The 24,231-nt window shown below is 38.3% G+C and carries 16 protein-coding genes and 1 pseudogene; 3 read left to right on the forward strand and 14 right to left on the reverse strand.

Features of this window, described 5'->3' with window-relative positions; genetic code table 11:
• Positions 1-164 precede the first annotated feature (164 nt).
• From GH808_RS03745 to GH808_RS03795, 11 genes are all read right to left on the reverse strand, one after another.
• Positions 165-506, reverse strand: a complete 342-nt coding sequence (locus GH808_RS03745) for a hypothetical protein (protein WP_186841462.1) — start codon at positions 504-506, stop codon at positions 165-167.
• Positions 507-721: 215 nt separating this feature from the next.
• A complete protein-coding gene (locus GH808_RS03750) occupies positions 722-2,119 on the reverse strand; it encodes a hypothetical protein (protein WP_186841463.1) in 1,398 nt (465 codons plus the stop codon).
• A gap of 168 nt (positions 2,120-2,287) precedes the next feature.
• The gene (locus GH808_RS03755) at positions 2,288-2,650 is read right to left on the reverse strand and encodes a hypothetical protein (protein ID WP_186841464.1); all 363 of its coding nucleotides are present in this window, start codon (positions 2,648-2,650) and stop codon (positions 2,288-2,290) included.
• 2 nt (positions 2,651-2,652) lie between these two features.
• A complete protein-coding gene (locus tag GH808_RS03760) occupies positions 2,653-3,480 on the reverse strand; it encodes an MYG1 family protein (RefSeq protein WP_186841465.1) in 828 nt (275 codons plus the stop codon).
• A 4-nt stretch (positions 3,481-3,484) separates the two neighbouring features.
• The gene (locus GH808_RS03765; RefSeq protein ID WP_186841466.1) at positions 3,485-7,204 is read right to left on the reverse strand and encodes a hypothetical protein; all 3,720 of its coding nucleotides are present in this window, start codon (positions 7,202-7,204) and stop codon (positions 3,485-3,487) included.
• 6 nt (positions 7,205-7,210) lie between these two features.
• Positions 7,211-9,844 carry a hypothetical protein gene (locus GH808_RS03770; RefSeq protein WP_186841467.1) on the reverse strand — a complete coding sequence of 878 codons (2,634 nt, stop codon included), beginning with the start codon at positions 9,842-9,844 and terminating at the stop codon, positions 7,211-7,213.
• A 61-nt stretch (positions 9,845-9,905) separates the two neighbouring features.
• The gene (locus tag GH808_RS03775; RefSeq protein WP_186841468.1) at positions 9,906-12,134 is read right to left on the reverse strand and encodes a hypothetical protein; all 2,229 of its coding nucleotides are present in this window, start codon (positions 12,132-12,134) and stop codon (positions 9,906-9,908) included.
• Positions 12,118-15,477: a DEAD/DEAH box helicase gene (locus tag GH808_RS03780; protein WP_186841469.1), complete on the reverse strand. Its 3,360-nt coding sequence runs from the start codon at positions 15,475-15,477 to the stop codon at positions 12,118-12,120. Before GH808_RS03780 ends, GH808_RS03775 begins: the two co-directional genes overlap by 17 nt.
• A 19-nt stretch (positions 15,478-15,496) precedes the next feature.
• Positions 15,497-17,053, reverse strand: a complete 1,557-nt coding sequence (locus GH808_RS03785; protein WP_186841470.1) for a protein kinase domain-containing protein — start codon at positions 17,051-17,053, stop codon at positions 15,497-15,499.
• 11 nt (positions 17,054-17,064) lie between these two features.
• Complete coding sequence (locus tag GH808_RS03790) at positions 17,065-17,775, reverse strand: PP2C family serine/threonine-protein phosphatase (protein WP_186841471.1); 711 nt, start codon at positions 17,773-17,775, stop codon at positions 17,065-17,067.
• Positions 17,776-17,779: 4 nt separating this feature from the next.
• Positions 17,780-18,466 (reverse strand): vWA domain-containing protein, encoded by a 687-nt coding sequence (locus GH808_RS03795; protein WP_186841472.1) that lies wholly within the window; start codon positions 18,464-18,466, stop codon positions 17,780-17,782.
• Positions 18,467-18,737: 271 nt separating this feature from the next.
• Here GH808_RS03795 and GH808_RS03800 point away from each other — a divergent pair, with 271 nt between their 5' ends.
• Positions 18,738-20,231 (forward strand): helix-turn-helix transcriptional regulator, encoded by a 1,494-nt coding sequence (locus tag GH808_RS03800; RefSeq protein WP_186841473.1) that lies wholly within the window; start codon positions 18,738-18,740, stop codon positions 20,229-20,231.
• Entirely contained in the window at positions 20,218-21,234 is a 1,017-nt protein-coding gene (locus GH808_RS03805) for a WYL domain-containing protein (protein ID WP_186841474.1), read from the forward strand. The genes GH808_RS03800 and GH808_RS03805 overlap by 14 nt, the downstream gene beginning before the upstream one ends.
• On the opposite strand, the gene GH808_RS03810 is transcribed toward GH808_RS03805, so the two are convergent.
• Positions 21,231-21,506 (reverse strand): hypothetical protein, encoded by a 276-nt coding sequence (locus GH808_RS03810; protein WP_186841475.1) that lies wholly within the window; start codon positions 21,504-21,506, stop codon positions 21,231-21,233. The genes GH808_RS03805 and GH808_RS03810 overlap by 4 nt on opposite strands.
• Positions 21,507-21,649: 143 nt before the next feature.
• Positions 21,650-21,922: pseudogene (locus tag GH808_RS03815) on the reverse strand (helix-turn-helix domain-containing protein); the annotation flags it as partial.
• 243 nt (positions 21,923-22,165) lie between these two features.
• Here GH808_RS03815 and GH808_RS03820 point away from each other — a divergent pair.
• Entirely contained in the window at positions 22,166-22,540 is a 375-nt protein-coding gene (locus GH808_RS03820) for a hypothetical protein (RefSeq protein ID WP_186841476.1), read from the forward strand.
• 140 nt (positions 22,541-22,680) lie between these two features.
• Here GH808_RS03820 and guaA read toward each other — a convergent pair whose 3' ends face one another.
• Complete coding sequence (gene guaA / locus GH808_RS03825) at positions 22,681-24,225, reverse strand: glutamine-hydrolyzing GMP synthase (RefSeq protein WP_186841477.1); 1,545 nt, start codon at positions 24,223-24,225, stop codon at positions 22,681-22,683.
• Between the last annotated feature and the right edge of the window lie 6 nt (positions 24,226-24,231).

Raw genomic sequence — 24,231 nt, forward strand, 5'->3', positions numbered from 1 at the left:
GAGGACACGATCTTGCAGGAGGGGTTCTCTGGGGCCTTTCTCTTTCTCTAGGTTAATGTCATTATACAGAGCAACTCCCAGACATTCAAGTCAATCATTTTTAGGTCAATTTAGTTGGTCAAAAACACACTCAAGTTGAGTGGCCCCCCCGTCAACCATGTCAGTTAGGCAAACTTGTCAGCCACTTCATAAAGATTGTTCTTCATCTTTGATGAAATCGGGTATTTGCTTACCTTTACCTTAATGGATTCCTTTGACTCACCCTTGCAATAGAGCTCCCTAATGACGTCCTTTGCAATTTCGTCAAATTCATATTCTGCAATGCCATCGGCAATAACGCCTAAAACACAAAGTGTCATGACACCGCCAACAATTCCACCTGGACCTAATGCTGCAAGAGCAGTAGTAAGTGCTGCTGCACCAGCTAATCCAGTAAGGTCAATAGCAACCATAAATACAAGTCCAGGTACTCCTAATGCTGCAACCTTCTTAATAATCTGATCCATCTTAAAATTCCTCCATAAAAGAATGTGATTTGTTATTGTTATCTTTTTGATTGTCTTAAATGCTTTTTCTTTGTCGGCTCCTTTCAATCCGGCGTTGTTTCATCTGATGATGTAACTATATCTTTTTTCCAAATCACGTTTTTTCAAAAAACCTACAAAAAAAAGAAAACATGCCGTAAATGCTCGTCTTCTCAGTGTTTTTCACATCTATTTCGTTATAGCATTAGATTATCAATCAGCGATGCCATATTCATGCCCGCCCTATGGTCGCTGCTTGTTTTTGCTACGGTTGCCGAATATCGATGATCTCCAAAATAGGTCCACTTATAGTGCTTTCCATCATCAGTAATGATGAACCCCATGCTCCCCAATAAACTCTTGAGCGATCCACCAAGAGTTTTATATCCTTTTAAAGCTACCTTTATCTGTTCTCTACGCTTTGCTGGAATATGATCATATATATTGTTCTCAAGCAGATCCGTAACAATATGATCTCTCCTCGTCCCCTTAGGTGTATTCCTTAGGCATGTTTCAAGGATTTCCAAAATGATCTCACGAATTTCGCCCTCATAGAAATCGATCTCTTCGCCCATATAAAGCAATGGTTTTTGATCTTTGGATGCCAGCCTCATACGTAGTGCCTGGTTTTCAACAGTGAGTCTCTGAATCTCCAAATTTAAATTCTTATTGGCTTCTTCTGTTTTATGTAACTGCTCTTCAAATACTTCGTACAGCTCAGTATTTTCCTCCTCAAGAATTGATCTGCCTGATAGCAGGTCACTGTTTTGAAAGTGCAGTTTTGCATTCATCATGCCATCCCAAGTATCAGTGTCAAGCCGCATCACTTGGTTTGAGTATTCATATACGGCATTCGTTATAAGGCTCAAAACTTTATCCGGGTTTTCACTATTTGCCCCAAATGGATTTATCACCTTTCTCTTCATATATTTATTAGGGTATACGATGATAACGGATCCTCTTGCACCGTTGCAGTCCAATCTCTCCGCATATTGAGTAATACCAACATTCTTATCCTCATATATGGTATGTGCTACTCCTTGCAGTTTGAATGCAAGATCAGAAATATTAACTGGATAATCGCCATCTGACTTCTTTGATACAAAGACAATAGGAAGCCAAAGATTTTCCTTGCCTTCCAAAATATCTCTAATATATTTATCATATGTATCCAAGGATAGTCCTTGACTTCCAACCGGCAAGGAGCCATCCTCTGCTGCAAATCCCCAATAAATGATTTGTTTCACAAAAAACGGTGGGTAATATGAAGGATAAAAATCCGTGGTGGATTCAGTTGTCTCCAATTCCACTCGAATCGTAATGTACTCACCATAATTAAGGATAAAATCCGTCTTCCAAAGACCATGATTATCTTCCTTTTGAAAGCGCGATGCAATTATCCCTTTCTGCTCAAGTTCTTCAATGATCAGCTTTTTAACCGAATCCTCCCACGTGACAGAGAATGATTCTTCATCCCACTCCAAGTTATCTAACTTGTCATATTTACTTCCTTGATTCCACCTAATGACATATTCTACAAATGTCTTTTTGTCTAGCTTGTCATTAACTGGAAACTGTGTTGAATACGTAATCACTTGTTATCACCATCCTAAAATCTTGATTATATCGATACCTCTCCACCATTCACTGAAATCTTACATTCATTAAACTGAGCATCATCAAAGAATACAAATCCATCCTCAACCTTCTTTACGGACGAAATGGTTTTGGGATACAATTCCTAGTTCTCCGATCCGTCATTTTTAACTTTCCAAAAGATGCTTACCTTCCTGTTCATTTGGATAGTATACCCAGCCACCACACTGCATGCTATCATAGCTATTTGCTAGGCGACGAGCATCAACAGATATTTTCTCTTGCTTTCTTTGAACGCTAACAGTTGAAGATGTTTCTTGTTGATTGGCATGATTCTTAACAGCACTTGTAAGCTTCTTTTCTAACCTTCCTATTGCATCATTAACAGTTTGATTTATTTCTTCTCTTACAGCCTGTCGAATAATGGTTTCGAGTTCTTCAGCTGTCATTTCAATATGTTTTGTTTGTCCAGTTTCTATTTTTTCTACAGCAACCATCATATCATCATTTAACATGTGCTCAAAATCCAACTCTAATCGCCTCCTTTTTGAATCGATAATTTGCAAGCCTCAATCGCTGCTTCTTCAGTCTCGGCACCAAGTAAATATCCGTGCAAATGACAAAAGGTAATTCCATTAATTCCTGTCACTTCAGATAATTCTTCTCTTTTTCCTCTCCATTCTTGAGGGAATGATAGTTTACACTCTTGCGTTGATACGTCTTTTGGAACCGCTTGAGCGTTGTATCCGCCTCTTGGAGATGGAAAAACAACATACAGCGCATCAGACGGAATAAGTATTGATTTCCATGGCATGCCCTTAGGTATTACTACAATGCCATTCTTCTGATTCTCTAGGCAGGATAAAACCGTAGCCTCCGCATGTTCGGTGCTTCTCATACTCTTTATCTCGTTTGTTAAGATAATAGCTGCCATATCTACAGCCTTGAAAAAACACTGATCAAAGTCAATCTCTTCATCCCACTTCGGATTCATTTGAGTTATTGCCCTACATAAAAGATTATTCCCGCCATTGTTATCTTGAATATCCAAGGGCTGAACGAACGATTCGTCAAAAATTAGGGCCTCTTTTTCACTTACGAGAGTATGACCATATTCTTTCCAAAGAAGTCCAAATGAAGCATATTGAACACCATTATCCCGAAAGCTACTTCTCTCACCATGATGATCAAAAATCCCCTCTCCAAGGTCAAAAACCAATCCCGAATAACCTTCCGGAACTGCATTCTTCCTTTCAATTTTAATTTGTGGATTTAAGATTTTCAGTAAAGCAGCTGAAAAAACATCATCTGTATGAAACCTTCCGTTGTGGGTCATAGCTTCATTTAGAACTCTTGACATCTACTTAATCATCCTCATCAACTCCAACCACTTCAATTGATGCAGCCTGCTTATCTCCATTCAAATACAAATCAATTGCATAACACAAATCACTCATCTTTGAAAGAGACTCAGGCTTATTCAATTTGAATCTAAGTGTCGGATTGATTGCCCTTTCTTTACTCATATAGTCATCCAATGTACGTATTACTCTTGCTAATTTCTTTGACTCATCACTTGCAACAACAAGCAGTTGAAATCCACTAGCCTTATCTGGATCTCTTAACCTTAACAAACTCAACAGAGCAACCATGTATGAAATATACATCTTTTTGGTTTTACGATCCGGATTATACTCTTCACCGAACCTCTCACATTTATTCAGCATTCGTTCAATTCCATTAATGACGTAGTAAGTCATGGAATGCATAAATGCTGGATCTGTGTCATAAAAGTCATAGATCAGTTCTGAATCAAAACAGCACATTCTACCGAGTTCACGTACAAGCGCATACATTCTTACACTATATGTATCCTGATCTGGTGCCTCCTTAATCTCATCAATTACCTTTGAGATTGCCGCTTTATTACTTCCGTTACGAAGAAGCATGTCAATCATCGCCTTCATACGAGATTTTTCATTAATAGAATCGTACTGATTAACAAAATATTTCTGAATCGATTCTGGCGTGTACTTTCCAAGAGAAAACATTACCTGAAGGCAATCCCCTTGGAAATAACTCATTTGTTTGCCATAATTATCGTCAAAAAAGCTATCTGGAATATCTTGATGCTTAAACAGACCAGCAATCTGACCAACGTATCGGTACAACGGAGTTGAAATAAACCACTCGATAAACTCATGCGCTTCTAGCAAATCACTTAGCACAACATTTCGTAATTTAAAGGTATTACGGCTTAAAAACTGATCCGTTTTCTTAATCGGATACGACTTGTCATTGTAGCTAACATAATTAACCATATGCTTTTCGATGCTGCTTTGGATTCTAATAAAACTATCTCTAGCTTCAACTATTGCTTTCAAGACTATTTTATCTTCCAGCTTATTTGTTGCGGCAGGCCATATATTAACAACGTTGGACTTCCGATTTGTATTTGACCATTCGACAATAAATTCCTTAAATGCTACTTCTTTTTCGTCTTCCGGTCTCAACGTCAGTTCATAACTATTATCAAATCCATACCTATACTTTACAGCTAAGGAAACAACTACATCATGATCCAGCGGAAAACTTTTGTCTGAAATGTACGCATCAATCATGGTCGATTTCCGGCTTATATCTTGCTTAATTAGTGGGAAACTAAATTCTTTCTCATTAGCTTTTAAAACAAGTTTCTCTTCTACTACGTGTTCATTGTCGTCTCCCATAACATCAAATGAGACATCATCCCCAATTAGTTCCAGTTCTGCATAGTCACCATCCCTTATTACTTCAAGACTTAGATGAGGCAAATACTCTGTCCATGTAGAAAGATGTTTATTGAGTCGATCTTTGTATAGCAAAGCTCCTTTTAGTATCAAATCGCTAGAGCTTTGATAAATGAACAACCCTTCCTGCTCATCCTCATCAAACACTGAGCTTAGATCATCTTCTTTTTTAAGCTGAAAAAGAAGATTTATCATTATATCCGACAAAAAAATGGCATGATTAGGTTTTCTCGTAGAATCAAATCGCTGATGATTTCTTTTCCAAAATCTACGAATATCAATTAGCCACTTATCCATGCATTCACTGGTGAGTTCTTCATCATAGGTAATTTGATACACAGACGTTCTTCCGGCAATATTTATAAACTGATTAGCATAACTGTCTCGTAACATCAACGACTTAATGCTTCCAGATCTTACAAGACTAGAAACCACCGTCTCAGGTATATCAAAACCATATTTTTCAGCATATGCCGTTACATAACTCTGACAAAAGGCATTCTCAGTTATACTGTCTCCTTCATCAACCTGGGGGAATGGAGGAAAATGATTACATACATATCCCTTTACGAACTTCTCTGAGTGAATAGTAAGCATTCCCGCTGTTGCCGTATCGCCGACTAAATCCACATATGCAAATACACTATCCTCTTCGAAGGAGTAATCCGGATTAGCCAACCAATATGTTAATGCAGCCACACTTCTCCAAACAGGGAAAGTCCTTGTAAAATGAGATTTCACGCATTGTTTAAGACTCTTCTGAAGGATTTCTTCAAGAGCATCTGGCACAAGATAAAAGAAATAATCATCTCTATCAAGAATTACCTTATTTCGAATTTCTTCAAGGGCAATCTTCAACCCTTCATTATTCTGATCAGTTACTGCGTCGCTTATAGTTACTAAATCTTCAGAATTGTAATGTATTCCACGGTCACCACCTGGATAAAAGGTACATCCACCTACTGAATCAGGATATGAAACAGCATACCTCGATCCCCATATTGGTACCGTAGGTTTCTCTTCATCCTCAACTCCGATATAATCACCATTTGCTACAACATCAAATGCAATTGAGCCTTCAATATGATCAAAAAGAGGTTCCCTCTTATCTGAATCAACCTGTGCAAAAGGAAATAATCTGTTCATTAAAAAGCTTGTTATAGTTCTTATTCCAGCTAAATCCGCAAATTCAGATATTTCAATTTTTGAATCTTCTATAACTGTCCAAATTATCGGCAAACCGCGTTTGGATTCTAACTCTTGAGAATCGTGATTTCCCTTCGCATTCAGAGTTATTCTTAGTTCCGAATCATATGCTTCAGAACCATTTAGTGGAGCATCATACATGGTAATATCAATACCATTTCCGCTATATGACACCTCTACTACGAATGGAATCTGCCAATGGTATCCTATGACATAAGATGCTTGCAAATCACCCATGCCATTTATTCTATTTCGATTCTCAACGACATAAACATCTTGATAGGACAGCAATTCAGCATTTATTGAAAAGAAAACCGCTCTCACATATAAAGCAAGTGCATCATTCCATTTTGCTTCTAGACGTGCATCATACTTAGCCATATTAAGATATGCGCGCCAAATCACAGAATAATTTTTATCAGATAACAAAGCATTATTCGGCTGGTTGTGATTTTGTGGAGAAACCTCCGCTAAAGGTGATTCTCTCAGGCTTTTCTTTATATACTGTAATTGCTGCATTCTGTTGCTATGAGTATCATCATATGCTCCAGTTTTAATTCCATAGTTAACTCTATCTGCCACCCGGCGCATTATCTGACGATAAAGCACCATAGCGATCTGATTTTCACGAATATTGTAACTATATTCATTTACCTGGTTGAGCATTTTGTTCTTTCCTGACAGTTTCTCCTTAATTGTTTTCCCAGGCTGCTTACCCAACCAGTTCATGGTTTTTGGTCCCGCATTTTTCACCCTATATGGCATCACCATTTTGTCAACTTTCACAATATTATGCCTAGGGTTCTTTATTACGGATTGCAATTGATCTCCACAATAAGAGACGATTTGCATTAAGTCATCATAAGGAAGCGGTCTGGATGCGTTTGTATCCAGCACCGCCTGTACACCGGTAATAGCATCTGACCAAAATTCTTGTAAGAAGGCATTATTCACCGGATCCCTTAAACTTGCACAATTACAAATACTTTCTGCCGTCTGAAGCATGATCCACCAAGTGCCCTCTCTTGACGGCGCTTCATCTGCCGCAAGCTGTTCTATTTTTCGTAAATCAACAAGTTTTGGCGCCATAAATTATCACTCCTCAACTTCGAGATACTTCGCACTACTCCAAATGAAAGTTTCATATGCATTCTTGATAGCGTGTTCGAAATCTGCCTGAAGGCCTGGTGCAAGCCCATCATTTCCATTAGGACCAAACAGTACATTCTCAATCTTGTCAATGCACTGGATCTTTGTTTCTCCATCAGTTTCAATTCCCCGAAGCTTAGGCATTACTTTATGCACTAGAGCCTCTTCGAACGCCTCTTGCATCGCAATATCACATACAACCGCATCAAAATTACCGTCATCCACCTTGATAGCAGCGATAACCTTCGGATGATTAGCCGTATAACTTTCTATTGACTGCCATACACGATGGCCTAATGCTCTGCCTGCAAATTCCATCGCTTCGTTAACTGTCTCAAGACCCTTTTTGTACTTTTCAATCCTAGAGGTAAATCTTTCTTCTTCAATCACATTATCATCCAACCAGCTCTGCCAAGTTGACTTTGGAAGCATGGATGCAGCCTCAATAGTTGTTGTTTTTGTACGACTAATGAACTCTTTTGGTCTAGGGAAGCTCAAAAGATTACCACGATCAAGTACCTTGTCAGAAAGTGATTTTGTAGTCTCATCCTCGTTCATGGTTCCAACCCACATAATGTTATCGTTCAATTCAAGCGGATACTTTGGCATACCGGCACCTAAATCAATCTCAACATCAATTTCATCATCACTATTCCTTCTTCTCTCCAACTTACTCAGCATATCACTGAAATACAATTCAACATGCGCAAGATTCATTTCATCAAGAAGTACAATGTAAAGAGAATCAGTTAACTTTCCTCCTTCAAGTTTAGACATATGATTACTAAGACTTGTTACAATGGCTGGATCAGCAGCATATTTTTCAGCCAGGTGCTTAATGCTTCCCATCTCTGAAAACTGAACCATTGCTTTTAAAAGGTTTGTCGGATTAAATCTGTTGTCAACGGAGTTAAAATATCCAAACAAGGACTGTGGACTATCCCAGTCTGGCTGAACAGCCATTGACATAAAGTAAATACCTCCAAATCGGCAATAGTATTCTGGTAGTAACGATTTTCCAGTTCCACTTACACCTGCAAGCACTGTTACAGGAGACCAGTCAGCCGTCTTTAGTGCTGTATGGAAAGAATATAACAACCTCTGATTAAACTTAATTCCTGCCTCTTCGCAGTTTTTACAGATTTTATCAAGCCATTCCGTTTCGGACATGCTGATAGTTGCCATATCCCTTTTCTTGAAATAAGGTGCTTCAATAGACTCTAAGCGGCCACTAAGTTCCTTTGGCTGCTCATAGAGGCTTCTAAATCTATTAACTTCCTGTTCATACTTCTCAATAGAAGCCTGCAATGCCTCACGTCTCTTTTCAGCAATAAGACACTTTTCTCGTACTGTTTCCAGCTGGCTAGTTGTTAGCATCCACTGCATCTGCTGTCTTTCTAAATCCGAGTGTTCCTCTAAAAGCCTAATATATTTGGTATCAAGTTCATCATACTTCTCAGCTTTAATCTTATATTCAGCATGAAGTACTTCGTCCGGTCTTGCGTTTAATTCGCTTTCCAAACGTTCAATTTCCCCGTTTGCAAAACTAAGTTTTTCGAGGAGTTCTGACATTGTCATGCCATCAGCTTCGCGTTCTTGATCCTGATAAGCTTCTAAGCGCTTCTCGCACTCATCCAATCTTTTTTTGAGATGCTCTTTATCCTTTTTAAGGCGCGTTAATTCGAACTGAATAGCCCCGGATCTACGATCAACCTCTGCAGTAATCTGATCCTGAATACCCTCCTTTTCAGTCTTTAACTCATCTTCTCCAAATTGCAAATTCATTTCGCGAGTAGCTAACTCTGTAGCAGTCTTTTCCTGCTCAAGCTTCTGTGAATCCAGTTTTGATGCCTTTTCATTTAGCGCTTTCATTTCAGCATCAATGCTAGCTTTCTGTGTTTTCACTACCTCTTTTGCCGTTGCAACAATCTGATCAGCTTCAGCCTGAGCCGCAACGCGACGCTCCTTATCAAAACGTGCAATCTCTTCATCTAGGGTTGACATTCTTGCAGCTCTCAATGTCTCAATCTGAGAATCAATGTCATCTTCCCTTGCGATTTTTTTCTGTTCTAATTCTGCAATCTCCTTGTTGAGTTCTTCCTTACGTTTACGAAGTGCATCCAACGCCGCACGATTTTGTGTAGCGAATTCATTTTCTGCATTGGTTTCTCTACTAATAATGTCTCTTTCACGATTCATTAAGTCGGTATCGCGCTTATCAGCCTCACCTTCACGACCACTTACTGCAGATTCTCTGGATTGTACAGCAGATTCTCTATCGTCAAGACCGACCTGAATTTCATTCTGCTCATCGTCACGTCGATCAAGTTCATTTTCAATTCCTGTAAATCCTTCTTGAATTTCTTTTACTGTTCGTTCTCTTTCTGCAAGTTCGTTTTCTTTTGCAATAATATCCAGCTGGCTTACAAAAAGTTTAGCTTCATCTTCCGACATAGTAGATAAAAGATCCTGCCACTGTACCTCTGCTGATTTTACCTTTGCAGCCTTCATTCTTTCTTTCAGCTTCTCGATGTTATCCTTTTTTGTACTAACATTCGGGTTATTTTTCTTCTTCGCCATCTAGCGTTCCTCCTTATGGTCAAATAATAGTACTGCCTCTGTTTATGCTATTCTAGAAAACCTACAAAAGTCCGTTTTCAAACATAAGATCCAACATGCTATTTATGGATTGATCGATATTCTTTTTCGTATAATCAAGGCGTTTATCATTAAAATCCATCTTTCCATCATGCCCTCGATTATTATGTATTTCGCTCATTAGTTTGATGAACCCAGGACTCCTTGGAGCCAACTTGTGTAATACGTTATCTTTTCTCTTTGTCTCTGAATAATACCAGGCATAGAACAGAGTTAATAAAGTTCCATTAGTATAATCTCGAAATGTTTTGAGAACTTTATCCTTGTAATAGAACGGTGTTTCTTCTATCTCAAATCCGAATGCTCGCATCTCAGCCAACAGTTCATCACGCTTTTCAGGCTTTGAGGAATCTAAAACATTGATCATAGCATCCGGTAATAACCTTTGCGATAATACCTGCTTAAAAATCGCTTCAAATACCTCCGATGATCGTTTTGGATACTCATTTTCCTTTAACAGTATTTCGAATTGCAGATTCCTAAGCTGATTTGCAATATATGTATTTCTCTGAAAATATAAGGAGTACGTATTTTCACAAGAAAGTTCCGCTTCTCTTGTCGCCTTAACAAGTTTCTCCTTACTCTTGGGATCTTGAATATCACCTTCTGATTCTCTTTCATCGTTATTAAATAAAAGTCCATCCAGCAATAGGTACGCAATATACATATTCTTCTTGCGATACGATGATACCCACTCAAAATCTCGATAGATATCATTCGGATGGACACTATCATTTCTTAAATTCCTCAAAATCGATAAATAAGAAATGATCTTCGGAACTGCTTTAGTAAGCTTATAGAAGGGATGCTCTGCAAAATGTTCTGCTGTAATAATATTATGAGCAAATAAAGCATTTAACTGATGTTGGCTTGTATTTGCAGCTTCACTCACAGCTCTGGCTTTAACATTAAAGAATCTTTCAAATGTGTTGCCGGTAGGATCCACAAACCCAATCTTCTTTGCAATTTCAGAGATAATAACCGCATTTTGTGCTACATGGCTGGTCAGTTCAGCATCTGTATAGTAGTCATACGCTTTGGCGGTATATACTAAAATGCTGGCCAACAGGTTGTAGTTATAGACAATATAATCATCTAAATTCTTTTTTATTATTTCTCTATTACTTCCTTTATTTACTTCAAGTAATTCTTTTACCAGTAAATAAGAGGACTCAACCGATAGGAGTGCATCCCTCACAGCAGGATAATCATTTATTCTTTCCGAGAGAACATTTACTATTTTTTCTTCTGAAGCGGCATGACCTTTTTTTACTGCTTCAAGATCGTCATCGGACATACCAAATACTTCTTCTTTCAATCCTTTAACAGCATCCTTAAGAGAATTGTTTTTTGATACCTTTCTCATAATTGACTCCATTAAGCTTGCTGAAATACCTTCTCCAAACGGATAGCAAACCTGCAATTTGCTACGATTGAGAACATCATCAGCTGCCATGAACATGTATGTTGCAACGTATACATCCTTTTGGGTTCCTAGCAATTTTACACTTTGGATTTCCCAAGGAAGATCCCTTTTATCGCTTTGATTTTTATGTTCTTCCGCTTCAGCCATAGTTGTTACTCCATCTGATTCTTCCTCTACAAAACCCAAATTTCGTGTTCTTTTATTATGCTTTTTGCAGCTAGCAAGGACATCATATGCACTAGGTTCTATTGTCATCGAAGTATCAGCATCCACAACAATCCCTTTACGCCATTTCCTATTTGCCACGGTTCCTAGATCAAAACTAATCGTTCCTTCTTTTCTGGATCCCGTTTCAATTTCCTGATGTTTTTCATCAGGAACAAATGCATCCATAAAAGTCTTAGTTACGTAGTTATAATATATGTACCCAGTCCTAATCTCATAAGAGTTCGATTCCCCACGGACAATCTGAAGTCCTGCATTGGTAACACGTCGACGATCATCAATAAGCTGATACTTTTCTAGCTCATCCACGATGAAAGCTACTAATTCGGTGTTAAGACATAATGCATTAGCTAGATATTCGTCATCTTTACTTCCGCTTACCAGCATTTTTAAAATTGTCATCTGAAACAAGTTCAAATCATTATCTTTAGGATATGGAACAGAAACTTTGTATTCACACATCGGAATCAAAAGCCAGCGACTTCTTATCCTTTTGTAGTTTCTAGGAAGTATTGGATTTTGGTAAATAACTCCTGTTCTATTATTAAATAATTTTTCCATATTCATCCTCTTTACATAATTTGTAGTATTCAACAAGCGGAGCAACTCCCTTAACAGCTTGTGGTCCTTTGACCATTCCGCTATCTCCTACACAAATCAACGCACGTTTTTGACGACTCATTGCAACACAAAGACGATTCTCATACATTAAGAAGCCATATTTTCGCTGCAATTGTTTATTAGTTTCCGGTGAATCCACACTAACATCCACCTCTGTATCGTTAGAGCGAACCATAGAAAGATATACGACATCAAATTCCATACCCTGGAAAGAATCTACAGTTCCAACTCGAACAATCTCGCTTACATCTCTGTTATTCTTTTTATACTCAGGATTAAGCTCATAATGCCCGGCATCATCTTTTACCAGTATCTGTATGTTTGGATCTGCCAGTGCTTTGTTAATCACATTTACCTGTTCCCGATAAAAAGTAATAATTCCATAAGTGAAATTCTTTCCTTCATCCGATTGCATAAGTGTCTTGATGTGACATGCTATTGCCTCAGCTTCCTTGACTCTATATTTACTCTTAGCCTTTTCACCTTTGTTATTTCTATCATAAGGTAAATCGTACCAAACGCATGCTTTCCCCTCTATACCTGAAAGTTCATGTGCAAATAGCGTTGGATCTTCTAATCCATTGCCAACATGCTCACTCTCGCTATACTTGCTGTAGAAATTAGTATCAATATATGTACCTAATTTAGGGTGCATTCTAAATTGCTTGTCGAGAGTGATTGTTCTCTTAATGCCATCCTGAGCCTCAAGCATTTTCAGCTTTGTAAATAGCTGAGCAAACATACTTTTTTTAATTTTCTGTTCAATATCAGCCCTAACATCAGCCTCTGCACTGTCCTCCAATTTGTTTACAATTTGATCATCGATAATATGTGGTAACTGTCTATGATCACCAACAAGAATTATTCGATCTTTAGCAATGGACAGAGGGATAAATAAATCCAAAGGATTACTTCTAGCCGCTTCATCTACAAGTACATTGTCATAAACAATCTCTCCGTCTTTCAGATCACTAATCTCTTTACGCATAACCTGTTGGTTTGTAGCACCATTTACGGCAGAGTAGTTTAGTATGGCACGTTTTACTGCTATTGGATCTTCCTCTAAACTCTGCATATATTGCATGACTACAAGATCCTCACCATCTTTCCCGCCTTCAATCTGATTTAATAAGTAATCTGAAATTTTTCCAAGCAATCTTACAATCTCGTCTTTTTTACTTGGTGCGGTAAAGATATTTGCTTTCGGCAACACCTTTACAAGCAGCTCTTTTCGTATCTTTCTTAATTGCTCAAAGTCATATTTGCCTGTACTCTGCATACTTTGCAGAACAGCTAATTCTTTTTCAAATTCTTTATTACTTTGCTTACCGAGCAGGTAGATCACTCGCTGCAATTCAATTTTACCATTATCCGAAAAAGCTACTTCAGTGGTTGGCAATCTTCTTACTGCTCTCACTAACGCGGATGTTGTATGTGTATCTAAACGACCCGTCATAAGCTGCAATTCCGCAATTGATTCGGATAATTCATCAAGTATTTCCAAAGACACATATATATCAACGAGATCCCTTGCTCGTTCTAAAAGATCCAGGGTCTGTTCAATTGAATTAGCAGAATATAAATAATCCAGATATATCTTATTGAACTCGACTAGATACTTTTTATTATCTAAATCGCTATGATTTACATATAAATCAGAGAGTCTATCGTTAATCCATCCTTGAATCGATGCATTGATATCAACGATATCCTGTTCGGATTCGTTGTATTTGTGTCCGAATTTAATTGCCGGAAGTCCCAGTATTTCTATTCTATCTATAGCATTTTGGACAGCATCATGCTGAAAAGCAGTAACAAGATTACGTCCGAAAATACCGCCTGTCGGATCAGTAATCTCATTTAATCTTTTTAAAATCGCAGTGATAACTGTCGTTTTACCTGTACCAGGAGGACCTTGGATCAGCGCTATATCTGGCGTGTTTAATGCCATTGCGATAGCCATTTCCTGTTTCTCTGTTGGCGGCTGATAGTGACCTTTCTTGGTAAATATCTCCTTTTTTACTGAGGGACTAAGTGCCGGAAAGTGCCTTTTTACATTGTTGGCAGAACTAACTGACTTTCCTTCTAATACTGCGGCTAAATGTGGCATAGGACACTGGTGGCTTTCAATTTTTAATCGTGCATTTTCACGACGATTAAGGCGCTTTTTATCACCCATAATCGATACAAAGATATATCCCTGCTGAGCAACAGTTAGTTTTCGGATTTGCTGATCATCAATCGTAAATGTCATATATCCAAGATCTGTTACAATGTCTTCTGATAATCGAACATTTGCAATATAATCTTTATGCTTTGATATATACTCTTCAAATTCTTGATCTTCCCTCTGAATATCAAAAGGATTCTGAATGCTTGCCGCTAAAATATCGCCGCGCTCAAACTTTTTTGCGAATTCTGTGAGACGTGCTCTGTTATTACTGATAATATCAAATCTGTACTCTCTTCCACTTGCTTCAAAAGAGGTATACTTAAGAGCCCCCGATTCTCTTGCATCATGCATAATTGATTGGCGCTCAATCTCTCCATATGCATTCCAAATCTGAACGTAGGTATCATCAGAAAGACTTTCCATTACCGCTTTTGTTTCAAGTGCTACTTTTTCTCTTTCTGTGGTATATTTCAGTTCACCCTTTGCCAAGAAAAAACAATACTCATCTGCTTTAATCCGCTTAAGCACTTTTTCCGCAACATAATATTCTTGTCCTAAAGCTTCTTCTACTTTGGCTACTTGAATATAGAAGTCGCTGCCAGCAATTATAAACTGTTTGAATTTCTGATTTTCATCTGCTCTAATGTGTGTGCCTACTACTGCATATGTATATCCACCAACAGAATATAAAGTGCCATTTTCAATATCCTTTTTGGGATTATTCACATTTTGGAGATTAATATTTTTTCGAACCGAAGAGAAAAACTCTTCAGAAATATGAATTGAATAGCTAAGATTTTTCTCTTCGGCATACTGTTTAAATGATACCTGGAGCAATTTTTGGGCATGGTTAACAACGGCCGCAAGGTAAACACGACCTCGACCAATAATTCCTTCCATGATGCTTAGATAGTGTGAATTAACAGGCTTTACCATTGCAGTTTTACTCGAATCATCTGTTGCTGCAATAGCGAAGCTACCACCCGCACTAATCAATTTCACAGGCTCATTATCCTTAAAATGCAGTTTTTTTCCGTCTCTGAGATTTGATATTATCTCAAATTCAACTATATCTTCTTGCGTACAATGTTTGAGATCAAAATGATCCATTAACTATCACCTCGTTATATCAAACCAATACGAACTGTATTGTTCTCTGTCTCAGATGCATAATATCGTCTGTCGTAAATTCCTCATTCGAAAGATAATCTTCCATATTTCCTCGAAGAACCGACATTGTCAAAATGATATTATTGATGTCGTTTAAGCGTTTACTGCTATTGGGTTGTATTTCTCCATAGTCTGATGTTGATGTACTAATTCTTATAGAACGATCCATCAGATTCTTGATGGTGTATTCCCCTTTTTCAATCTCGATCTCTATGGATTTCTCAATTTTCTCTGAAAAAGATGTATCACTTGTATGGTAGTTATATAAATAATAATGGCCATCCATATTATCGATAATCTTTAACCCAACAACGTCTTTTCTTTTTAACAGATCAATAGAAATAGGTTCAACTTCATATCCGCCAGCCTTATTGAACTGATCAATCTCTGAATTAGTATCAGAAAAAATCTTATCAACGTTAAAATAATCCGTGATTACAGCCGCAAAGAATCTAGCTCTATCCTTTTCTCTGCCCGATTTACAGAAAGGACACTTGCAATTCTGGATATCCTCAAGCTGAACCAAATATGTGCTACCACAGTACTGACATTTAGCAGTGAGATTTGCAGCCTGGCGAAATGCAACATACCAATCTCTCATCTTTGGTCTAAACAATGGATTATGGCGACCCTGCTCATTAAAGTTAGCATCAAATAAGGACCTTATTGCCTTAGTAAACGTATACTTCGGAACAATTCCTGTTTTGCACCTGTTAGAAGAATCATTCTCGTCATAAATCCACGGAACCTCTCCTTTGGAAGCTAAATCAGCATAGTCTGTATCATCGTCATCCCAGCCTCCACCATCACCATCTGTGAGGAGTTCTCCATTAAAAGGAGAATTCATAGTTAAAATTTCATGAGTTAAGATAGCAAATGAATATTCATCTGTTTGTAATGAATTCATCTCGCCTTTCATTATTTCCGGAGCACCATACCCTGGTGTTTGGATTTGACGGTTAACATCAAACTTATACCTCATATTATCTGCATCGATGAGCCAAACTTCGCTAGAATCCAAAGTTCCTGATGCAAATACATTCTCTGGTGATATGTCCGCATATACTGCCGAATGTGCATATAATTTCGTAAAAATCTCCGCAGCATTCATAAGCAACTCATATCTATGTCTGAGTCCGCCGGTTTTATAAAAAAATAGACCCGGTTTATCTGTTCCATCAAAAGGTCGAATCCAATACTTGATCGGCTTCATATCACGCAGCAATCTCATCGTGTATCCGCAATATGGCCTCTGCAACAAACTCACTGGTCTCGCAATGTGAATATTTTCTGGAATATTAAGTATTCTTACTTCATCTAATTCCTCTTTGAACTTTTTATATTCGTCGTCATCGATCACAGGTTCACCAGAACTGGGATTAACTTTCATTTTGACAATAATATTAGGATCTTTGGTCTGCCATGTGATTCCCTGTCCGCCTCTACCAATTTCTTTCTCTAAGAAATGCTTATATCCATTTTCATCCACAACAAACTGTAATTTATTTTCTTCCATGTTTGTGCTGCCTACCTCTTTTCATAGCTAATTAAGGTTCTGTCATCACCAGAGTTAACTGGGTTCCATTGATTTAAAACCCGATAAACTAGGTTGTTTCTCTCAATCACATTTGCTTTTTCAGATATTCGTTTCCATATTAGTTCTACAAAAGCTGACCGTTTATTTTCTATCAAAGTTTCAGACACGCCATCTGTCATGAGGCATAATTTAATCGGTTTATCAAAGGCATCAACTGTCATCAGTATCCAATCTTCAAACGATCTAATATTGTTTATCCCTGTAGTCAGGTTGGCAAAATCATCATCTTTGTCTTTCAGCACTTCTGTACCCTTACCAAAATCAAAATAAATGCTGCCATCCCCAAGCTGGCCTAGAAAAACCTTCCCCTCTACACTTACGAATGCAAATAAACAGGTTGCTCCGCATTCATTCTTTGCAAACGGATAGATGTCCAAATTCCACATTGAATGCAAAAGTGGAATCAACAAGCGTATGTCTTCACACTTATTCTCATTCCATATCTGAAGTGCTTTTGAAACGCTCCTGCACACAGCCCTAGATCCAACTTCAGCATGAGCATGAGAACCCATTCCGTCCGAAACAACTAGAAGTGTCCCAAATTTTAATTTTTTAACCAAATAGGAATCCTGGTTAGGGAGCCTGCTCTTTGTGTGAAGTGCTCCCATAACCGAAGAATATCCAATGCCTTCATATCTCATATGATTATCTTAATCCGTCAAAATTAATATTCAGAATATCGGCAGTAAACAAATCCTGTGCTACCTGATTTGGATTCTTGCTCTGGCTTCTCTGAACAGTACATGAAGAGATAAAGCGGAAGAACTTATGAATATCAGCTGCATCCTCTACATAGCACACTTCCTTTTCAGGATGATCCAGGAACTTCTTAAGCATTCCAGTATCGGCATCAGCACCAATTGCTAAACTCCAGCGATCGCACTTAGAACTCCTTCCAGTCGAAGTAAACTTATTCAGCTTATTCTCCCAATGGTCATCATTAGGAGCTCCATCTGAAACGAGAACTACAACTGGGCGATATGCATTCTTCGGAATCTTAGTCTTGTCTTCAATCATGTCGTATGCAACATCCAAAGCACGACCCATATACGTCATTCCACCTGCAACCATGTCTGTGTAATTAATGTCTCGCGCAGGTGTTAACTCAGTATGGACATTTACTTCCGAGCCAAAAGTAATAATTGATACACAGATATCAGCCTGAACAATCTGTTCCTTCCGAAAGCTATCCAGCATTTCACGAACAGAACTATTCAGTTCATCCATTTTTGCATCATATGACATTGAACCACTCACATCGAGCAGAAGAATAACCGGCAACATTCTTGCTTCAGGCATTACAAATCCATCAAATTCATTTGCATTTTCCATCGTTTTGTCCTCCATAAGATAGATGATTATATTTTCATGTATTGATTTTAAATTTACACAAATTTTTATATTCAACTACTTGATATTTTAGCAAAATAGTGCAATAATATCAAGTTTAGCTAGAATTTTTGTGCATATTGCTTTATACTGAAGCCTATAGAGAAAGTAGCCACCTCCTTTTTTGGATAGGCTTTCGTCTTCATGACGATATCTTACCATGGGGCTTTTTTTCTCCGTACTAAAAAACCTACAAAAATCAAGGAGCGATGATATGGCGAAGACAAAGAATACTCATGCATTCCAAAATGATATAAAGCATTATGACAATATCCGTGATATTCTACGTTTCTTGTACATGTATGGAAGTTACAGTAAGGAAGAATTAGTAAAAAACAAGCTGGCCAAGAGCATTAGTTCTTTTTATGACACCAAACAGAGGATCGAAAACTATATCGATGGCGAATTTCTTCAGAAACACAAATCCACAGAAAAAGGATCAGGAAAGAAATATCGCTTCATGTATGACCCTTTTATCTGTCCTGTCAACTATTTAGCAGAAACGTATCAGAATTGTTCCTATGTTATAGGAGACTTCATTTTCTATTTTTGCCTCATGCAAGCATTTACAGACTCAGAGTTTCGCCAGCTGCCTTATGAGTATGTAAATGATGCAGAATATGGTGAGATTGATGATTGTATGGCCTTTAATCATGAATTCACCTTAAATGAGCTTATAACCACCATACAGCTAGTATTTGATGCAAATCAGGAACTCCTTGAAAACTGCAATCAAGTACTCTGCAATGATGAGCAAAGTGAATTAATATTCACCATGCCTAGAGTCCGTGCGCGCATAAACGAATTAACAGATCTTGGAATTCTTATTCGCACCCAAAAAGACAGATACCGTCTTGCTGATGATATCTTTCAGAATTTTGATGCAAATGAATTACAAGACATTCAGCTCATGACTCAATACTTTTATAATTGCTCTGTAATTACCGTCCCAGGATTCTACCTTTCTTCAACGATAGCCGAATACTCACAGGCAAATTTTATCTCTGAAACTGATGCTTTTTTCAACAAGCAGGAAAACCCTGTCTTCTTCTATAAAAACCATCGCCTGCAAAACGTTATCGATGATGATATTACCTGGGCTATTTTGGACGCAATTCACAATAGAAATGTCATACAGTATAGCTACAGAAATAAGAGCACCGAATCAAAAACATTTACCGTTCTTCCAATAAAAGTCGTTATCGATTTGCAATATGGAAGACAGTATCTATTTGCATATGATTACGATTTCAAAGGATTTAACATCCAGCGAATTGCATCTATTTCTGACATAAAACCATCGAAAGCAGTTACCGCAAACCAAAAATACGAATTTGCTTCAAATGCAAAAGAGTACAAAGATATTCATGTTCTCTATGATGAGCAATATCATGCCCATATGAAAAACGTGTGGAATATTGCCCGTAGTGATAGCCCTTCCACCGTCTTGATTCATTTTTGCTTCCCTGCAGATGTATATGAAAAGAACTTAAGCAGATTACGTTCAACTTGTCACTGCGGTACTATAACTGAACTAAGAGGGAATAAAGTTGACTACACTTCTACTGTTCAATGCGAATCGGAACTGGTTCCTTGGATAAAGAGTTTCGGATCTTTTGCCACCGTGGATAAGCATATGAACCCAAATCTTTATGACAAAATGAAATCTGATTGGGAGGAGGCGTTGAAATTATATGGAACTATTTAATAAATACAAAAACAAAAATTTCACCTTCATTACCAACTACATTAATAGCTGCATAAACGATGAGTCTTTGACATTGACTGAGGATGAACTTCGCGAACAATTATCTGGGGCTTCTCAAAGCACATTTGAGGAATTTGTTTTGGCACTCACAAATGCATACACAGATAACAGTGATGTAAACGCAGCTATTTTATACGAGAATGATCAGTCGAACTCTCTTCTGCCTCTCCGGCAGATAAATGTACCTATAAGAGCGACAATAGCCGAAAAGGCATGGTTATATTACATACTTCAAAATAGCAAATCAGATTTATTTCTCAGTCCTACCACAAAAGAGAAACTTGTATCGGCTTTAGAGGATGACTTTGACAATAACCGATATCCAATAAAATTTGACTATATAGATATTCGAACATTATCTGCTGATACCAAATCGGATTTTTCGACTGAATATGTTAATAACTTTAAAATGATAGTTTCAGCTATCAAGCAGCATCGAACGTTAACTGTCACAAATAACAGTTTTAGCGGGAAAATATATACGCAGCAGATTGTTCCCTACAAGATAGAATATGCTCTTCAATTGGATTCATTCTCCTTATCATGTTTTCCTTTGAACACCAAAAGACCTGTGAAAATGAACTTATCCAATATTTCAGATATCTCAATCGGGGAAACACTAGAGAATTATGATGAATATCTAAATGATTTTAAGAAACAGCTTCGGGAAACAAAAGAAAAATGTCCTGTTACAATTGAAATTCAAAATCAAGCAGAAGCTTATGACCGATGTGCATATCTTTTTTCTTCTTATGATACATTTTGCTACGACAAGGGAAATGATACCCTCATAATGAATATATATTATTATCGATTCCAAAAAGAAGAAATCGTCCGCAACATCCTCTTTTTAGGTCGATACGTACAGGTAGTCGCTCCAGAGAATATTGTGGACGATGTTAGTTCTTCTATCAAAAAAGCTTATATGAATTATGCTGATTAAGCAGTAGCAAGTTCATAATACTCTACAAAATACGGCATCATGAAATTCAGATACTTTGATAAGTTCATGAATGCCGTATCCTTCTTCCTGCCATACAGCACGGCGTTAATTGGTGCACCGGACATACACATTTCATAGCAATCCGTTGAATACTCTCTTGTAAAAAGATAGAGTTCATCGCCATTATGTGTTCGCAAATAATAATCCAGCTTGTTATTGGCCATCTTAGCCAAAATAGTATTGTTGGTCCTTACAGAATATTTCTTTGCCATATTATTGTTCCTCCGTTTCTGATTTGTCTTTGTTTTGTTAATCACATAGTAAAGCATCACGAAGAAACATCTTTCTAAAAAACCTGGAAACAATCATAGCATCCCCATATGCTACATCCCAGCCCATATAATCACATATCTGATCACTCCATCAACACAACCAGCTTAATATGCTCCAGCGCTGCTTTCTTACCCATCTCTGTCTTTAGGCTCTTCAGAAGCTGCATTGCCAGCAGGATATCCGGATCCTCTTCCTGCTCTTCTACTTCTGATCCGTTCACCAGGTAATCTAAGGAAGTTCCAAGTTCCTTGGCAAGAACCTGAAGTACTGATACGCTGACTGCACTTGTATCATGCTCATAGAAAGAAATCACGGACTTGTTGTTCACGCCAATCCGAAAGCCCAGCTCTTCCTGTGACCAACCCTTCTACAGGCGAAGTGCCTGGATTCTGCCTCCCATAGTTGTTGTATCGATTTTCTTATTTGCCATTTCTGATTCCTTCCGGTCTCGAAACCAGTCGGAATAGGAAAGTCGATTTATTCTCAGCATAAAAAAAGACGCACGAGAAGAAAATCCAGTAATTACTGGTTTCTTTTCATGCGTCTGTAGGATGGCTATGTACCCGGCTTATATATCTTCTCCGGAGTCTTCCGTATCATGATTTTAAACAGCGATAATGCTAAAATATCCCATTCAGAAAGAGAATTTAAACAACAGTCAGAAATATTTCAAATACTGAATAATTTGACAACAGCAGATGGGTTTGATTATTGCTTTTATAAAGACATTACCATAATATCAAGCATAGCCGAAAGAAAAATAAATAAAAGAGAATTAGTATTAGAATGTCAGTTTGATGGCATGGGTGATTATTGGATTCCACTTGAACAATTCATATTATTTTTCAATTATGAAGAAGCCTCAAAAGAAAATAAGGATTTACCACTTTTTGTTAAATCGCTGAATTTCCCCAATAAACAATTCATAAAAGACAAATTACAATTTCGAAGAAAACCACTTTGCAATTATTAAAAACCCAAAAAACTGTTTCTTGCTACACCGATATTCAAAAATATAACGGTAATAATACACCGAAATAAGTTTATGGGTTGCAAAAAAACAAAAAAAAGAGCGTAAATCCTTTTATAATAAGGATTTTACGCTCTTAGTAGCTATTCCCACTCAATCGTAGAAGGGGGCTTGGACGTAATGTCGTAAACAATGCGATTCACATGTTTAACCTCATTGACAATCCGGTTTGAGATGCTTTCCAACACATCGAAGGGTATTCTAGCCCAGTCCGAGGTCATACCGTCAACCGAGGTAACGGCTCGCAGGCCGATGGTGTAATCATAGGTTCGTTCGTCACCCATAACGCCAACGCTGCGGTTTCCCGGAAGCACGGCAAAATACTGCCAGATCTCTTCATCCAGACCGGCTTTGGCTATTTCATCACGGAAGACAAAATCCGCTTCTTTCAGGATATCCAGTTTATCTTTGGTCACGTCTCCAATCACGCGAATGGCCAATCCCGGTCCCGGGAACGGCTGACGCCAGACCAGATCGTGATCCAGACCCAGTTCTTCACCGACGGCGCGCACTTCGTCTTTGAACAGGTTTCTAAGCGGTTCGATGAGTTCAAAATTGACATCATCCGGAAGGCCGCCGACGTTGTGATGACTCTTGATCACGGCTGCGTTTTTGGTGCCGCTTTCAATGACATCCGGATAGATGGTTCCCTGCAGCAGGAAGTCAATATCGTTGAGCTTGCTGGATTCCTCTTCAAATACCCGGATAAATTCTTCTCCGATGATTTTTCTTTTTTTCTCCGGATCACTGACCCCGGCCAATTTTCCCAGAAAGCGGTCTTCACAGTTTACACGGATGAAGTTCATGTTAAAGCGATTTTTGAAGATGGCTTCAACCTGATCCCCTTCGTCTTTTCTCAGCAAACCGTGATCGACAAAAATACAGGTCAGCTTATCGCCAATGGCTTTGTGTACCAGGGTTGCGGCAACGGATGAATCCACCCCACCGCTGAGAGCACAAAGCACCCGGCCGTCTCCCACCTGTTCTTTGATGGCTTCGATCTGTTCCTGGGCGAAGTTTTCCATGGTCCAGAGCCCTTCGCAACCACAGACATCATAGACAAAATGGTTCAGTACTGCTGTCCCGTATTGCGTATGTTCAACTTCAGGATGGAACTGCACGGCATAGAGCTTTCGTTCTGGACATTCCATGGCAGCAGTCGGACAGGTTTCAGTGGTCGCCGTGGTTACAAAGCCATCCGGAATTTCTTTGATGTAATTGGTATGACTCATCCAGCAGGTTGATTTTTGCGGAATACCCTTAAACAGCACCGAATCTTTCTGGATGGTTACTTCTTTTTTGCCGTACTCTCTGATGTCGGCACTGTCGGTGATGCCTTTTAACTGTTCCGCCATCAGCTGTGCTCCATAACAGATACCCAAAATAGGGATACCCAGATTATAGATTTCCGGATCGCATTTCGGTGCCCCCGGTTCATGAACGCTGGATGGTCCACCGGTAAAAATGATCCCTTTCGGATTCTTTTCCCGGATTCTTTCCGGGGTGATATCGTAGGGAACCACTTCTGAGTAAACTCTGGCTTCCCGAACGCGCCTGGCGATGAGCTGATTATACTGTGCTCCAAAATCGACAATGAGAATGACTTCACTGTGTAATTGTTTTTTCATAAATTA

The sequence above is a fragment of the Acetobacterium fimetarium genome (assembly GCF_014284475.1).
Lineage (GTDB): Bacteria > Bacillota > Clostridia > Eubacteriales > Eubacteriaceae > Acetobacterium > Acetobacterium fimetarium.